The sequence below is a fragment of the Stenotrophomonas sp. genome (genome assembly GCF_032103445.1).
GTDB lineage: Bacteria > Pseudomonadota > Gammaproteobacteria > Xanthomonadales > Xanthomonadaceae > Stenotrophomonas.
In genome coordinates, this window is the sequence record NZ_DAMDFR010000014.1 from 11,040 (window position 1) to 26,598 (window position 15,559).

General features: G+C 66.5%; 11 protein-coding genes. 6 read left to right on the forward strand and 5 right to left on the reverse strand.

What is annotated here, in order from left to right:
- Nucleotides 1-70 precede the first annotated feature (70 nt).
- A complete protein-coding gene (gene purL / locus RT551_RS07435; RefSeq protein ID WP_313456987.1) occupies nt 71-3,955 on the reverse strand; it encodes a phosphoribosylformylglycinamidine synthase in 3,885 nt (1,294 codons plus the stop codon).
- 363 nt (nt 3,956-4,318) lie between these two features.
- On the opposite strand from purL, the gene RT551_RS07440 reads away from it, so the two are divergent.
- The 4 genes from RT551_RS07440 (at nt 4,319) to RT551_RS07455 (ending at nt 10,038) form a co-directional block, all read left to right on the forward strand.
- A complete protein-coding gene (locus tag RT551_RS07440; protein WP_313456990.1) occupies nt 4,319-6,421 on the forward strand; it encodes a glycosyl hydrolase family 18 protein in 2,103 nt (700 codons plus the stop codon).
- A gap of 180 nt (nt 6,422-6,601) precedes the next feature.
- Complete coding sequence (locus RT551_RS07445) at nt 6,602-7,801, forward strand: hypothetical protein (RefSeq protein WP_313456992.1); 1,200 nt, start codon at nt 6,602-6,604, stop codon at nt 7,799-7,801.
- A gap of 115 nt (nt 7,802-7,916) precedes the next feature.
- A complete protein-coding gene (locus RT551_RS07450; protein ID WP_313456997.1) occupies nt 7,917-8,453 on the forward strand; it encodes a hypothetical protein in 537 nt (178 codons plus the stop codon).
- Nucleotides 8,454-8,508: 55 nt separating this feature from the next.
- A complete protein-coding gene (locus RT551_RS07455; protein ID WP_313456999.1) occupies nt 8,509-10,038 on the forward strand; it encodes a hypothetical protein in 1,530 nt (509 codons plus the stop codon).
- A gap of 349 nt (nt 10,039-10,387) precedes the next feature.
- Here the strand turns inward: RT551_RS07455 and RT551_RS07460 are convergent, their stop codons facing one another.
- Nucleotides 10,388-11,173: a thioredoxin fold domain-containing protein gene (locus tag RT551_RS07460; RefSeq protein ID WP_313457001.1), complete on the reverse strand. Its 786-nt coding sequence runs from the start codon at nt 11,171-11,173 to the stop codon at nt 10,388-10,390.
- A 186-nt stretch (nt 11,174-11,359) separates the two neighbouring features.
- On the opposite strand from RT551_RS07460, the gene RT551_RS07465 reads away from it, so the two are divergent.
- A complete protein-coding gene (locus RT551_RS07465) occupies nt 11,360-11,755 on the forward strand; it encodes a hypothetical protein (RefSeq protein WP_313457002.1) in 396 nt (131 codons plus the stop codon).
- 5 nt (nt 11,756-11,760) lie between these two features.
- On the opposite strand, the gene xerD is transcribed toward RT551_RS07465, so the two are convergent.
- The gene (gene xerD, locus RT551_RS07470) at nt 11,761-12,738 is read right to left on the reverse strand and encodes a site-specific tyrosine recombinase XerD (RefSeq protein ID WP_313457004.1); all 978 of its coding nucleotides are present in this window, start codon (nt 12,736-12,738) and stop codon (nt 11,761-11,763) included.
- Nucleotides 12,739-12,778: 40 nt separating this feature from the next.
- Here xerD and RT551_RS07475 point away from each other — a divergent pair, with 40 nt between their 5' ends.
- Nucleotides 12,779-13,252, forward strand: coding sequence for an RDD family protein (locus tag RT551_RS07475; RefSeq protein WP_313457006.1), 474 nt, complete (start codon nt 12,779-12,781; stop codon nt 13,250-13,252).
- Between the two features lie 102 nt (nt 13,253-13,354).
- Here RT551_RS07475 and lptG read toward each other — a convergent pair whose 3' ends face one another.
- Nucleotides 13,355-14,461 (reverse strand): LPS export ABC transporter permease LptG, encoded by a 1,107-nt coding sequence (gene lptG / locus RT551_RS07480; RefSeq protein WP_313457008.1) that lies wholly within the window; start codon nt 14,459-14,461, stop codon nt 13,355-13,357.
- On the reverse strand, nt 14,458-15,537 hold the full coding sequence (gene lptF / locus RT551_RS07485) for an LPS export ABC transporter permease LptF (protein ID WP_313457010.1): 1,080 nt from the start codon (nt 15,535-15,537) through the stop codon (nt 14,458-14,460). The genes lptG and lptF overlap by 4 nt, the downstream gene beginning before the upstream one ends.
- Nucleotides 15,538-15,559 lie beyond the last annotated feature (22 nt).

Sequence of the window (15,559 nt, forward strand, 5' to 3'; positions counted from 1 at the left end):
CGGTTGCACGACACCAGCAGCAAAAAACCGCCGGACGACCGGCGGTTTTTTGGTTTCAACGACAGACTACTCAGCCCACCCACACCCGCGCGTTGCGGAACATGCGCAGCCAGGGCGAATCGCCCTGCCATTCGGCCGGACGCCAGCTCAGGTTGAGCGCACGCGGAGTGCGTTCCGGGTGCGGCATCATGATGGTGACGCGGCCGTCGGTGCTGGTCAGGCCGGTGATGCCGTCCGGCGAACCGTTCGGATTCAGCGGGTACTGGCTGGCCACGTTGCCGTCACCGTCGATGTAACGCAGCGAGACGCGCGCCGCGGCCTGGTCGACCGGGCTGGCGAACACCGCACGGCCTTCGCCGTGGGCCACTGCCACCGGAATGCGCGAACCGGCCATGCCACGCAGCAGGACCGACGGCGATTCCACCACTTCCAGCAGCGCGGTGCGGGCTTCGAACTGCTCGCTGGCGTTGCGGCGGAACTGCGGCCAGTGCTCGGCACCGGGAATGATGTCCTTGAGCTGGCTCAGCATCTGGCAACCATTGCACACGCCCAGTGCGAAGCTGTCCTTGCGCGCAAAGAACGCGGCAAAGGCATCGCGCAGCGCGCTGCGCTCCAGCACCGAGGTGGCCCAGCCGCGGCCTGCACCCAGCACGTCGCCGTAGCTGAAGCCACCGCAGGCGGCCAGACCGGTGAAGTCGGCCAGGTTCACGCGCCCTTCGATCAGGTCGCTCATGTGCACGTCGTAGGCGGTGAAGCCCGAGCGCTCGAAGATGTTGGCCATTTCGATCTGGCCGTTGACGCCCTGCTCGCGCAGCACCGCCACGCGCGGACGTGCGCCGGTGTTGATGAAGGGAGCGGCCACGTCTTCGTTGATATCGAAGCTCAGCTTCGGCTTCAGCCCCGGCGCGTTGAAGTTTCGCGCCACCGCGCGCTCTTCATCGGCCGCTTCCGGGTTGTCACGCAGCTTCTGCATGGCATGGGTGACCGACCACCAGGCGTCGAACAGCGCTTCCCAGCGCCATTCGGCCAGGTTTTCGCCCTGCAGCGAGACGCGGACCACCGGGGCCGTGGTCGGCTTGGCGATGCGCTGCGCGCATTCGGTGAGCGCATGGCGCTCGACCAGGTCGGCGAACGCGGCGCGGTCTTCGCGGGCGATCTGCACCACTGCACCCAGTTCTTCATTGAACAGGCTGCGGAACGGATCGTCACCCCACGCATCCAGCGCGATATCCAGGCCCTGACGCGAGGCGAAGGCCATTTCGCACAGTGCGGCGAACGCGCCACCGTCGCTGCGGTCGTGATAGGCCAGCAGCAGACCGGCCTGACGCGCGTCGCGGATCAGCTCAAAGAACGCACGCAGGCGCTGCGGGTCGTCGAGGTCCGGCACCGCACCGGCAAATGCCGGCAGCGCGCTGTGGTCGGCATGCACCTGGGCCAGGATCGAACCGCCCAGGCGCTGCTTGCCGGCACCCAGGCCGATCAGCCACAACTCGCTGTCGGTCTCGCGGTCCAGCAGCGGGGTCAGCTGGGTGCGGGCGTCGGCCACCGGGGCAAAGGCCGAGATCACCAGCGACACCGGCGACACCGACTTATGCGCTTCGCCCTGGTCGTGCCACTGCGCCTGCATGGACAAGGAGTCCTTGCCGACCGGAATGCTCAGGTCCAGCTGCGGACACAGTTCCATGCCGACCGCGCGCACCGCGTCATACAGCAGCGCGTCTTCGCCGGCGTGGCCAGCGGCGGCCATCCAGTTGGCCGACAGCTTTACTGTTTCCAGTTCGTCCACCGGGGCGGCGCACAGGTTGGTGATGGCTTCGCCCACCGCCATGCGCGCCGACGCGGCGGCATCCAGCAGGGCCAACGGGGTGCGCTCGCCAATCGCCATGGCTTCGCCGGCGACGGTGTCGTAGCCGGCAAGGGTGATGGCCACGTCGGCCATCGGCAGCTGCCACGGGCCGATCATCTGTTCGCGCGCGGTCAGGCCGCCGACGCTGCGGTCACCGATGGTGACCAGGAAGTTCTTCGAGGCCACCGACGGGTGCGCCAGCACACGCAGGCCGGCTTCGTGCAGGTCCAGGCCGCCGGTTTTCAGCGCCGGCCACTTCGGGGCGGCCGGGTGCGCGGTGTCGCGGTGCATCTTCGGCGGCTTGCCGAACAACACGTCCATCGGCAGGTCAATCGGGGCGTCGGCCGGAATGTTGCCCACGGTCGCACCGTAGGCCACGACCAGACGCTCTTCAGCGGTGGCCACGCCGACCGCCGCGAACGGGCAGCGCTCGCGCGCGCACAGCGCAGCGAACTCGGCCAGGCGGTCCTGCGGCACGCCCAGCACATAGCGTTCCTGCGATTCGTTGCACCACAGCTGCATCGGCGACAGCGACGGATCGTCGGTGGGCACCTTGCCCAGATCGATCACGCCACCCACGCCGGAGTCATGCAGCAATTCCGGAATGGCATTGGACAGACCGCCCGCGCCGACGTCGTGGAACCAGCGGATCGGGTTGTCCAGGCCAAGTGCGACACAGCGGTCGATCACTTCCTGGCAGCGACGCTCCATTTCCGGGTTGTCGCGCTGCACGCTGGCGAAGTCCAGGTCTTCGGCACTTTCGCCGGAGGCGACCGAGCTGGCGGCACCGCCGCCCAGACCGATCAGCATCGCCGGGCCACCCAGCACGATGACGGCGTCGCCGGGCTGCAGGGTCAGCTTTTCAACCTGCACGCGATCAATCGCGCCCAGGCCGCCGGCCAGCATGATCGGCTTGTCATAGGCGCGGGTCAGGCCCTCGCCTTCCGGCAGCTCGAAGCTGCGGAAGTAGCCCAGCAGGTTCGGACGGCCGAACTCGTTGTTGAACGCGGCACCGCCCAGCGGGCCGTCCAGCATGATGTCCAGCGCCGGGGCCATGCGCGGGTTCAGCGCGCGCGGCGCTTCCCACGGCTGCGGCAGGGTCGGAATGCGCAGGTGCGAGACCGAGAAACCGGTCAGGCCGGCCTTGGGCTTGCCGCCACGGCCAGTGGCACCTTCGTCGCGGATTTCGCCACCGGCACCGGTCGACGCGCCCGGGAACGGGGCAATCGCGGTCGGGTGGTTGTGGGTTTCCACCTTGATGCAGAACGCCGAATCCACCACCGCTTCGCTGCGGTACGCACCGGTGGCCGGGTCCGGGCGGTAACGTGCGGCCGGGTGACCGGCGACCACGGCAGCATTGTCGCTGTAGGCGCTGAGCGTGTGCTGCGGGGTCTGCTGGTGGGTGTTCTTGATCATCCGGAACAGCGAATGCGGCTGTTCGGCCCCATCAATGGTCCAGCTGGCGTTGAAGATCTTGTGCCGGCAGTGCTCGGAGTTCGCCTGCGCGAACATCATCAGTTCCACGTCCGACGGCTTGCGGCCGAGTTCGCCGAAACGCTGGCGCAGGTAGTCGATTTCGTCCTGGGCCATGGCCAGGCCGAGGCGGCGGTTCGCGCCTTCCAGGTCGTCCAGCGCCACGCGTTCCAGTTCGCCCCGGGCCGGCGCGATGAACAGCGCCTCGGCCTGGTCGGTGGTGTCCAGCACCGACTGGGTCATCGGGTCGTGCAGCACCCGGATCACCGCCTCGCGCTGGGCGGCGTCGGCCGGCCAGCCGGCCAGGTCGATACGCAGGCCACGTTCCACCCGGCGGATCGGCTGCCCCGCCCCGCGCACCAGTTCGGTGGCCTTGCTCGACCACGGCGACAGCGTGCCCAGGCGCGGTACCACGAAGTGCGAGACCGCCCCCGCTTCCAGCGCGGCCAGGGCCGGCTGCGCTTCCAGGATCCGGCTCAGGATCACCGGGTCCGGGGCCGCATCGCCCTCGGTCTGGATGAAGTAGACATGCCAGGCACCGGTGATGCGCAGATCGGCGACCAGGGACTGCAGGCGGGATTCAAGACGTTCGCGGCGGAACGGCGAAAGGGCGGATGCGCCCTCGAGGACCATCATGTCCGGGGAACCGTGGTTGGGAACGGGGCCCACTATTCTAACCTCACGCGCCTTCGGCTCGTGAGGTCCACGCATTCCACCTTAACCCCGCGCCGTTGGCGCGCCCCCTTCAACAAGAAGGGGGCTCTTCACCAGAGGGGACTCTTCGACCGGACGACGACCGGTCACCTGAACTTTGCGCTGGCTCACGGATTGCCAACGGATTCCATGACAACGTTGCCACGACCCGCCCGGTGTGCATGCCAGGCGGGCCACCGTCCGCCCCCTCAAGCTGTTGCCGGCCCCTCTCACCGGCCCCGGACCTGCTGCAACGCGGGGCGGCAGCCTGCCGCCCCGCGCCCCTGACCTGATCGGAGAATGACCATGACGGACCCGATTCTGCGCAGTACGGTGACATCGATATCCTCACGCCCCGCCGCCCGCCATCGACGCTGGCTGCTGGCCCTCGCCCTGGCTTCGGCCACCCTGACCCCGGCGCTGGCCCAGGCCGCGAACTGTACCGGGGCCCCGGAGTGGAACGCTTCGGTGATCTACCTGGCCGGCACCACCCTGCATAAGGGGGGCGTGCTGTACCGGGCCAATATCGACATCTGGAACGCCCCGCCGGACCACCCGGCCGGCGCGCCCTACTACACCAACCTGGGAGCCTGTGACGGTTCCGGCAGCAACCAGCCGCCCAGCGTCAGCCTGACCTCGCCGTCCAACGGGGCCAGCTTCAGCGCCGGCAGCACCATCACGGTCAGCGCCAATGCCAGCGACAGCGACGGCTCGGTCAGCAAGGTCGAGTTCTTCCGTGGCGGCACTTCGCTCGGCGTGGACACCAGCGCGCCGTACAGCGTGACCTGGACCAATGCCAGCGCCGGCAGCCACACCTTCAAGGCCGTGGCCACCGACAACGCCAATGCGGTGACCTCCTCGGCCACCGTGACGGTAACCGTCAACGCAGCCAGCAACGACACCACCGCACCCAGCGTGCCCGGCGGCCTGAACTCGCCGTCCAAAACCGCCAGCACGGTCAGCCTGGCGTGGAACGCGGCCACCGACAACACAGGCGGCAGCGGCGTGGCCGGCTATGACGTGTACCGCAACGGCAGCCTGGTCGGCTCGCCCAGCGCCACCAGCTACACCGATGGCGGGTTGGCGGCCAGCACGGCGTATACCTACACCGTGCGCGCCCGCGACAATGCCGGCAATGCCTCGGCACAGAGCGCGTCGATCAGCGTCACCACCTCGACCGGTGGCGGCAATGGCGGCAACAAGCGGGTGATCGGCTACTTCACCCAGTGGGGCATCTACGGCCGCAACTACCGGGTCAAGAACATCGACACCAGTGGCTCGGCCGCCAAGATGACCCACATCAACTACGCGTTCGGCAACGTGCGCAACAACCGCTGCGAAGTCGGTGTCACCGTGCCCAGCAATGAAAGCACGGGTGCCGGCGGCGACGCGTTCGCCGACTACACCAAGGCCTTCCAGGCCGGTGAAAGCGTCAGCGGGGCCGCCGATACCTGGGACCAGCCTCTGCGTGGCAACTGGAACCAGCTCAAGCAGCTCAAGGCGAAGAATCCCAACCTGAAGGTGCTGATCTCGCTGGGCGGCTGGACCTGGTCGCGTGGTTTCTCCAGCGCGGCGCAGCCGGCCAATCGCCAGGCCTTCGTCGCCTCGTGCATCGACGCCTACATCAAGGGCAACCTGCCGGTGACCGACGGGGCCGGTGGCGTGGGCGCAGCAGCCGGCGTGTTTGACGGCATCGACATCGACTGGGAATACCCGGTGGCCTGTGGCCTGGCCTGCGGCACCCCGGCCGACAATGCCAACTTCACCGCGCTGCTGGCCGAGTTCCGCCGCCAGCTCGATGCGGTGCGCCCGGGGCTGCTGCTGACCGTGGCGGTGGGTGCGGGGATCGACAAGATCCGCGTCACCGACCCGGCCACGTACCACCAGTACCTCGATTACATCAATGTGATGACGTACGACTTCCACGGGGCCTTCGACCCGATCACCGGCCATCATTCGGCGCTGTTCGATTCGCCGAACGATCCCTCCACCGGTGACGTGAAGCTGTACAACAGCAACGATGCGATGGAAGCCTTCCTGGCCCGCGGCGTGCCGGCCAGCAAGCTCAACCTGGGCATCGGTTTCTACGGGCGCGGCTGGACCAACGTGCCGAACGTCAACAACGGCCTGTACCAGAGCGGCAGCGCCGCGGCGGGCACCTACGAGGCCGGCATTGAAGACTGGAAGGTGCTGAAGAACCTCAACCATCCGATCTACACCGACGCCAACGCACGGGCCACGTGGAGCTACAACGGCACCACGTTCTGGAGCTTCGACACCCCGGCGTTGATCACCGAGAAGATGGGCTACGTGAAGGCGCAGGGCTTCGGCGGTGCGTTCTTCTGGGAATTCAGCGGTGACGATGCACAGGGCACACTGGTCAATACCGTCAGCAACGGCCTGAAGTAAGCACGACGCACCCGGAGTCGGAAACGGCTCCGGGTGTTGCGGTGGTTGGGTTTGCTGGCACGAACCGCGCGCGCCATCTGTGATGGTGTGGGCAGTTGTGAATTTCTGCACAAAGTTGCAGAGCGTGTTTGACGGTCAACGCACACAGTGAACACTCCTTGTCACCACGGAGTGTTTTCGTTGACTACATTCGCCGGTTGGGTGCAGAGCACCTACGCCATGATCAAACACCCGCTGCGCGGTCAGAAGTATGACCTCAAGCGTGCGCAGGAACCTGTTGTCCGCGGCTTCTCCCGGGCTCCCACGGAGCGGGCGAAATGGGTGTCGGACTTCCCTCTGACGACGCTGAACAATCGCACCGTACGCCAGTACAGCGAGGACAAGGCTTCAGGCACAGCGCCCATCGTTGCGACGAGCCCGAAGCGCGCGATGTCACCGCCCAGCGCGGTGTCGAATCCGGTCCGCACCGATGATCACCGCAGCTGGCTGCACGACTCCTGGAAGCCGCGCCAGGTAAAGGCGGGTATCGATTTTTTTGAACGGGTGGCGGCGGCCTCGGTTCAGGGGGCTCCTGCGCAACCGGCCAGCCCCGCGGCATCCATCAAGGTGAAGCGGCCGGCTTCGCCCCCTCCGGCACCGCCAAAGCCAGTAGTGGTCAGCCGCCACGGCAAGACCAAGCGTGCGCCGCAGCCGCCACATCCCATGTCCGCGCAGGCGAAGATGCCGACCGCGCCCCGTGGTCCCGATAGCACCAGGCCATCGCCTCAGCCTCCTGCGCAGAACGCCACACAGCCGACGGTGACAGAGAACGTCACCGCACCCACGAAGACCTTTACTCCGCCACCTGCACCTCCAATGGACGGACTAAAGGCGCTGCAACGTGCCAATTCGGCCCCACCGCTGTCTCCGCCGAACATGGCGGCGGTGTTCGCGGAACTGAAGGGTCACAAACTCGTTCAGCGCAGCGACTCGGCTCCGGAAACGATGGGTACGGCCAGCGAAACGCGTGCCGCCAGTGCCGGGCGGCGGATCTCCGCGAAGTCCTGGCTTCCCCGCACGAACGGTCCAATGGATGCAACCCTGCAGGAATTGAAGTCAAGCAAGCGGATGCCCAAGGAAGCAAAGCCTATTGAAGTCAAGCCGGAGGTCAAGCGGCAGGCGGAGGAACTGCGTGAGCGCCGGGAGGCACTGCAGCGTGACAGTCTGATGCTCAAGCCGTGGCGGGGAGCGCAGCAGGCTGGCCAGGAGTCGAATCTTTCGGCCTCCGAAACCTTCAACGCGCTACGCCCCCTTTCAACCACTCAAGTAAATCTGAGGGATGAGCTGGTGAAAGCACAGGTCGCGCTCGGATTGAGGACACGCACCCAACAAGCCGGCTGAATCTGAACAACTGTCCGCCCCGGCCTGCCCGGCGGGGCGGACGCCCTCCGTGCCGCGACTTGCGGGCACCTGATGTGCTCTCCCAATCAAACAAACGACTTCCACTCGATCATCCATGCCATTCAACATCTTTAGCCGCTCGCCGCATCAGCTGCCTGCCCAGCGTCCTTTCCGGCTCCCCTTCGTGAGGCTGGCGACCCCGCCCGCCCGTCAGAACCGACAGCCCGACGCCGGCCGTATTCCACATTCCCTTGCACCGCCGCTGCCGCTTCGCTCGGTCACCAACACCAGCGCCGAGCCGTCCGGTTCGCCTGTTGTTCCGCCCCCGGTACCCCCTCGGCGTCATCCCCCTGCATTTGTCGCGATCGTGAAGAAATTTCCCAAATATGTGGGCGAGTGGGATTCGGAATCCGAAGATGAACCACTAACCTTGTGGGAAATTGAAGACTGCGATGCGCGGTTTGAAGGGGAAACCAATCAGGTCACAGATCACGAGTCGAGATTCGCGGCGGTTACGCCAGCATTCGGACACAAGGTGCTGCCGCAGCATCAGCAGCTGCTCGACCGGCTGCCCGACGCGCCCGGGATGGTGGTCCCGCCCACACCGCCGGGAACGCAAGCGCACGTCCTGAGCCAGATGAAAGAAATCTGATAGTTCGGGCAATGGCGAGCGACGAGTATGGGCATTCCTCACAGTTGCGCCCACCATGCCGCTTTTTTCGTCTGCCGCTTCAAACGTCGCGTCCCTGATCCGCCTTTTCCCCGGTGCCCTGAAAGGACGCTCACCGGGCAAGGTGCTATCGGGACCAAAGTTCGTGCGCAACGAAACGCGCCTCACCACGCCAGGCGCATCCGGTACGTCGCATGCGCCACTGTTCACCAAGAATGTCATGTGTTCCGGTCGTGGCACTGGCCAGACCCAGGTCGGCGCACAGCTGCAGCGGCTGGGCAATCTCCATCGCCAGAGCGCGCCTGTCCTTCAACGGATGGCTGCGACCACCGCTGCGTCCCTGCAGGAGCGACACGCTCTGTGCTTCCCCGCCCCGCCGGTGGAAGATGCGCCACGCGCGCAGACCTCGGTGCAAAGTGTGGAAGGGCGTGCATTCACGGCGACCGAGCGCATGCCCCTCGATCCGCAACTGAGCATCCACGAAACCGGAACGCCTCTGGAGCGTGAGCAGATCAATGCCCGCACCCCCCCGCGTGCGCGCGAACTTCACCCCAAGGCGCTGGCGCGGCAGGCGCGCCTGCACGTCCTGCAGGTGCCCCGGCGGGCCGACGCGCGAGCAGAAGCGCAGCCCAATGCAGACACGCTGGCCGCGCTGCAGCCCACGACCGGGGTCGATTCGGCGCTGATTGAAACGGTGAATCCGGCCTTCTACACCCCCCTGTTTGCCCGCATTGAAGTCACTGATGCGGGGACCCACGACGGCCTGGGCAGCGGTGGTGGCGATTGGGACCTGATGGCAGCGTTCGAGCCCTTCAAGGAACGTATCGAGCGGCTAGAGGTTGCCATGCATCCGCCCATCGTCGAGATCGATGGGCATGAGCCCGGTGGCATGGATGCACGGCGTGGCGAAAGCGAGGTTGACGTCGGCTCTGTTAAGTCCCTGGAGGAAGGCAATCCCTGGGCGAGCGATTGGGATGATGATTTCGATAGCGACTTCGATAGTGATTTCGAAAGCGACAGCGATTTCGACAGCGGCGATGAATTCACCGAAGAAGCGCCAACCCAGGTAGCGCCGCGCGGAGAGCCCCCGTCACCGAGGCATCTCGAAATCGCAAAGCGGCTCCGAACGGCCTTCGATACCCGAAAAGCAGAGATGCCACAGTCGGAGCAACAGGCGTTGTACGTACCTCAGGCCTCCCTGTCAGTGGCACGAGTCGATGCTACGGAACAGCTCAAGCTTGATGTGCTGCGTTACCAGCCCGAACTTGAGGCATTCGACCAGCTTCCCCTTGCTGTGCAGCGGGAGGGCGCGGAGTCGTCGACGCCGGCTGGTGGGAAGAAAGCTTCTCGGGAAGACCGCCCTGCGTTTCTTGATGTGATCGAATCGTTCAACAAGGACACACTTCGTAAGGTTGGAACGATCGCCAAGGCACCTGCCAGCGACGTTGAACAGAGCTTTGGCGGGGGCTTCGCTGAGATGCTGAAAACACACAAGGAGAGTCTGCTCGAGCAGTCGCACACTGACTCGGGTCTGGAGAATGATGCTGACTCAGACTGGGATTCCTGAGCTTGACGTTTGAGCGTTGGCCGGCTTTTGGCAGGCGCTGGCTTTCGGCCTGGGTCATGCGTTACCGGGCGTTGAGCATTTCAGGGCCGTCGTCTGTCGACCGACGCTACCGTGGTGTCCTGACGAATCGGCGAGGGGCGAGTGCGTCCAGTTGCCGGGGAGTGCGCCAGTAACCGTCGAGGAGGCGCGAGCATCCATCGCGGACGGTGTGCGAGGTTTGTGCGGGTGACGATTGGATGCGCGAAGGCAGGCGTTTTGGGCGATTCGCGCGATCCCGCGGGACGCGCATGGCGCGTCGCTACAGGGGCCGTAGGGACGGGCCATGCCCGTCCGCTGTAAGTGCGCTGCGTTACTGGCCGAGCTTTTCCAGGGCGGCCTTCATCTGCGCCGGGGCGATATAGCCGCCCAGCTGGGTGCCGTCGGCGGCGAAGATGGCGGGGGTGCCGCTGACGCCGATCTGCTGGCCCAGGGTGTACTGCATGGCCACCGGGTTGGTGCAGTTCTTCGGGGTGACCGGCTGACCTTCCTTCGCCGAGGTCAGCGCCTTGCGGCGGTCGGCCGCGCACCAGACCGAGATCATGTCGGTGTAGTCCTGGCTGCCCAGGCCCATGCGCGGGAAGGCCACGTACTCCACGCTGATGCCCATCCGGTTCAGTTCCGGCACGTCCTGGTGCAGCTTGCGGCAGTAGCCGCATTCGATGTCGGTGAACACCGTGATGGTGTGCTTGGGATTGGCGGCGGCGAAGATGATGCGGTCGCCGCGCTGGATGCCGTCCAGCTTTTCCTTGCGGTACTGCAGCAGCGCGGTGCTGCTGGCCGGGCGGCGCGCCTGGATGTCGTAGGGCTGGTCCTGGATCAGGAAGCGGCCGTCATCGGACACGTACAGCACCTGCCCGCCGACCAGCACTTCGCGGAAGCCCGGGAACGGAGCGGCACCCACGAAGTCCGGCTTGAACTTGGGGTTCAGCCCCTGCAGGGCAGTGCGGACGGTCTTTTCAGCCTGCTCGGGGGACACCGGGCCGGCGGCAGCCGCAGCGGGCGCAGCAGCGGTGGAACGGGCGGCCGGGGCCGACGGCTGGGCGCAGGCAGTGAGGCTGAGCGCGCCCAGCAGGGCGACGACGGTAACTCGGAGCATCAGGGGGTCCAGACAACAGAGGTTGGGGCGATTCTCGCACAGGGTTCATGAAGGCGCGGCGGCATCGGGCCCAGAAAGAGATTGAAATCTGAAAGTTGCCGGATCGATTGGCGGAGAGGCTGGGGAACTCCTCTTCATATGCCCGTTGGCCTGTCGTATCCGGCTACGGGCCCCACAGAAGCCACCATGCGCATTCTTCCCCGTACGTTGACGCTGTACCTCAAGGCGGACGTCCTCCGCAGTCTTCCAGCACAGGTGGAGCTTGCACGCAGGACCCGAGGCACACGCGTTTCAGAGGCACTTCAGCGCATAGAGAATCGCAAGGCGTTGCTTTGCGCATCGTATTGCCAAGGTCGGATCGGGCAGGACAGGCTGGTGGCGAAAGTTAATCGACTCATGTCGCTGTACGATGTGCTGCTGAACCGTGTGCCGCACACGGTTACACATCTCAACGAGGAGATGGCGTCTCTGACACGCGCCCACAGCCTGGGCACTCTGATGAACATCTCTTCGCTGCCACGCCCAGGGCAACCGGCGGCGGTGACCTTGGTCCATGCCCGCTTCAACGAATTCGATGCCTGAGTCGGCTAACCGCGCGGATGATGCCGCGCATGCAGCTTCTGCAGGTGTTCGCGGGCCACCAGGGTGTATATCTGGGTGGTGCTGAGCGAGCTGTGGCCGAGCAGCATCTGCAGCGCGCGCAGGTCTGCGCCCCGGTTCAGCAGGTGGGTGGCGAAGCTGTGGCGCAGGCCGTGCGGGCTGATCCGGGCGGGGTCGATTCCAGCCAGTACCGCGTATTTCTTCACCAGTGACCAGAACTGCTGCCGGCTCAGCGGGTGCAGCGAGGGGTCCAGGAACAGCGGTACCGCGCCGTCGCGGCTGGCCGGCACCGCGCGCTTGCCCGCCAGCTGCGGCCGGGCCTCGGCAAGGTAGCGTTCCAGCCAGTGCTGGGATTCCTCGCCCAGCGGCACCAGGCGCTCCTTGCTGCCCTTGCCGGTGACCCGCAGCACGCCCTGGCGCAGGTTCACCGCATTGGCCGGCAGCTCCACCAGCTCGCTCACCCGCAGGCCGGCGGCATACATCAGCTCCAGCATGGCGCGATCGCGCAGGCCCAGCGGCTGGTCGACGTCCGGTGCGGCCAGCAGCGCGTCGATCTGGCTTTCGGCCAGCGCCTTGGGCAGCAGGCGGGGCAGATGCGGCGGGTCGATCAGCGCGCTGGGATCTTCGCTGCGCTGGCCGCGGCGCACCGCATCGGCGAAGAACGCCCGCAGCGCAGACAGCAGGCGCGCATTGCTGCGCGCCGACCAACCGTGGCGGGCGCGCCATTCCAGGTACTCGAACAGGCCCTTGCGGTCGATCCCGGCCAAGCCCTGCGCGGCCCCGTCGCGCCAGCGCGCCAGTCCTTCCAGGTCGCGGCGGTAGCTGTCCAGGCTGGCCCGGGCCAGGCCCTGTTCGGCCCATAGGGTGTCCAGGAAACGCTGGATCAGCGCATTGTCGTCATCGCGCAGATCGGGCAGCTGCTGGACCAGCTGGCGGCGCTGCGCCGGGGTGGAAGTGTCAGGCATGCGCACAGCATACGAGGGCGGGCCCGGGTATGCTCGGCGCATGGTTACCTCGCCCGCTGATGTCACCGCTGCCGACCGCCCCGCTTCGCTGCTGCTGTGGCGGCTGCTGGCCCTGCTGTACGACTTTTTCCCGGCGCTGGCGCTGTGGATGCTGGTCGGGGCGCTGTTTACCGCCGGCTATGCGGTGGGTCATGCCGCGCGCGAGAACATCGCGCCGTTCAGTGCGTTGCAGTGGGTGCTGTGGGTGTGCTGCTGGGCGGTGACCGGGCTGTACGCCACGCTCAGTTGGCGGCGAGGTGGCCAGACCCTGGGCATGCGGCCGTGGCGGCTGCAGGTGGTGAATGCCGAAGGCGGCGCGCCGCGGCTGCGGCAGCTGTGGCTGCGCTATGCGGTGGGCACGCTGTCGGTGCTGCTGGGCGGGCTCGGGTTGTGGTGGGCGCTGGTGGACCGGCAGCGGCTGAGCTGGCATGACCGGGCCAGTGGCACGCGGGTGATCCGATTGCCGAAACGCTGATGGGGCCGTAGAGCCACGCCCTGCGTGGCTGCGACCAACCTGACACCGCGAAGCCACGCAGGGCGTGGCTCTACGGGGTGCCCGCCAACGCGTGTCCCGCGGTTACCCGGATTTGCGCCTGAACAACATCATCGACACGCCCAGCATCACAATCGGCGGCAGCGCGTACGCAATGCGGTAATCGAACTTCAGCGCGCCGGCCATGCGGCCGAAGAACAGCTGCAGCAGCCAGAAGCCCAGCGCGAACAGAATGCCCAGGAACAGGCGCTTGCCCATGCCGCCGCTGCGCAGCGAACCAAAGGCGAATGGCACGGCGGCCAGGCACAGGGCCAGCACGTTCAACGGGTAGAACCAGCGGCTCCAGTAGATGTCTTCGTAATCGCGCGCGTCCAGCCCGTTGCGCTTGCGGTACTCGATGCTGGTGCGCAGATCAGCTGCACTCAGGTTGCGCGGCTTGGACAAGCCACTGGCCAGCGCAGCCGCATCCAGCTGCGAATTCCAGGGCTCGGACGCAATGATCTCGCGCGTGGCCGAGCGCTCGCCAAAGGTGTCGCGACGCACGTCCTTGAGCACCCAGCCGTTGGCATCGTGTTCGGCCGCCCCCGCGCGCGTGAACGAGGCGATCTTGCCGTCCTCGCCAATCTGGTACATGCGCACGTCGCGCAGAATCAGTCGCGTGCCGCCACCGGGCAACAACTGCTCGTCACCACCGCCGGCATTGAGGAAGGTGTCACCCTCCCGCGCCCACACCCCGAAATATCTGGTTTCCGCCAGGCTGGCCCCGTACTTGGCGCTGGCCCGCACGGCGTCGGCGCGATTCTGCCCCCACGGCCCCAGCGTTTCACCACTCAGTACCATCACCGCGGTCAGCAGCGACAGCGCAATCGCCACCGACACACTCAGGCGGCGCCGGGACAGGCCCAATGCACGCAGCGCGGTCAGCTCGGAGGTCGCGGCCAGCTGGCCCAGACCCATCAGTGAACCGATCACGGCCGCAGTCGGGAAGAAGGTATAGGCGCGGCGGGGCACGGTGTACAACACCCAGGCCGCCGCATGGCCGATGGTGTAGCTGCCCTTGCCGACGTCCTTGAACTCGCCGGAGAACGCCATCACCACGTCCAGGCCGACCAGCACGGCCCAGGTCAACAACACCGTGCCGAACACTGCACGGCCCAGGTACAGGTCAAACCGCATCGGGCGGAATTTCATGCGGTCCTCCGCGGACGCGACAGCTTGCCGTCGCGGAAATACATCCAAAGGGCCAGGCCCAGCAGGGGCAGGCTCAACCACCACAGGCCCACGCTGCCCGGCAGCTTGCCATCCGCAATCCAGCCGGTGCCGATGAACATCAGGTTCATGCCCACCAGATAGGCCAGGAAGGCCAGCATCATGCGGCCGTAGCGCTGCTGGCGCGGCGAACTGCGCGCCAACGGCAGGGTCATCAGGGCGAAGGCCAGCGCGATCAGCGGCGGGGTGATGCGCGAATGCAGCTGGGCCTGGGCCTCGGGGCGTTCATCGCCGAACAGCCGGGTGGTCGGCAGCAGCTCGGGATCGTCCTTGTCGCGGGTGATCGCGCCATCCGGCAAGGCCACGTCATTGCGGGCGAAGGTCATCAGCTTGTAGTCCAGGCCAGCCCCGGCCGGGCCTTCAATCTGGTGGCCGGCCTCCAGTTCCAGGTAGCGCTGGCGGTCGCCCTCGAAGAACATCCGACCGCGCTCGGCTGACATCACCTCGATCTGCCCCTCGCGCTCGCGTTGCAGGAACACGCGACCGAGGCGGGTGCCATCCGGGGAGACCGAGCTCAGGTACACCACGCCGCCATTGGGCAGCGGGGTGAACTTGCCCGCCTCCAGCCCGGCCATCACGAGGCTGCGGTTGGCATCCTCGATCATCTGCTCACCGGTGCGGTCGGCCCACGGGCCCAGCCACAGCGAGCACAGGCCGATCAGCCCCACCACCGGCAGCACGATCATCAGCACCGGCCGCAGCAGCCGCTTCGGCCCCACCCCGATGGCGGTCAGCACGGCCATTTCCGAATCGCGGTACAGCCGCGCGGTGGCCAGCAGCAGGCCCAGCATCAGCGCCAGCGGCAGGATCAGCGGCATATAGACGATGAACTGCAGTCCCAGCTGGGAGAACAGCAGCCGGGCCGGCAGGCGGCCATCGGCGATGTTGCCCAGGATGTCCACCAGCACGCCCCCGACGCTGACCACCAGCAGGACGATCAGGGTGGCCAGGAAACTCTGGACGAAATCACGCAACAGGTAGCGATCGAGCTTCGACATGGGGTGGTGGTTTAAACTCTCG

Bases quoted from the DNA above. Each gene is read 5' to 3' on its own strand.
- xerD (WP_313457004.1), bottom strand. From the start codon at position 12,738: ATGCCTGACACTTCCACCCCGGCGCAGCGCCGCCAGCTGGTCCAGCAG.
- RT551_RS07465 (WP_313457002.1), top strand. From the start codon at position 11,360: ATGCGCATTCTTCCCCGTACGTTGACGCTGTACCTCAAGGCGGACGTC.
- RT551_RS07450 (WP_313456997.1), top strand. From the start codon at position 7,917: ATGCCATTCAACATCTTTAGCCGCTCGCCGCATCAGCTGCCTGCCCAG.
- RT551_RS07440 (WP_313456990.1), top strand. From the start codon at position 4,319: ATGACGGACCCGATTCTGCGCAGTACGGTGACATCGATATCCTCACGC.
- RT551_RS07455 (WP_313456999.1), top strand. From the start codon at position 8,509: ATGCCGCTTTTTTCGTCTGCCGCTTCAAACGTCGCGTCCCTGATCCGC.
- purL (WP_313456987.1), bottom strand. From the start codon at position 3,955: ATGATGGTCCTCGAGGGCGCATCCGCCCTTTCGCCGTTCCGCCGCGAA.
- RT551_RS07475 (WP_313457006.1), top strand. From the start codon at position 12,779: ATGGTTACCTCGCCCGCTGATGTCACCGCTGCCGACCGCCCCGCTTCG.
- RT551_RS07460 (WP_313457001.1), bottom strand. From the start codon at position 11,173: ATGCTCCGAGTTACCGTCGTCGCCCTGCTGGGCGCGCTCAGCCTCACT.
- lptG (WP_313457008.1), bottom strand. From the start codon at position 14,461: ATGAAATTCCGCCCGATGCGGTTTGACCTGTACCTGGGCCGTGCAGTG.
- lptF (WP_313457010.1), bottom strand. From the start codon at position 15,537: ATGTCGAAGCTCGATCGCTACCTGTTGCGTGATTTCGTCCAGAGTTTC.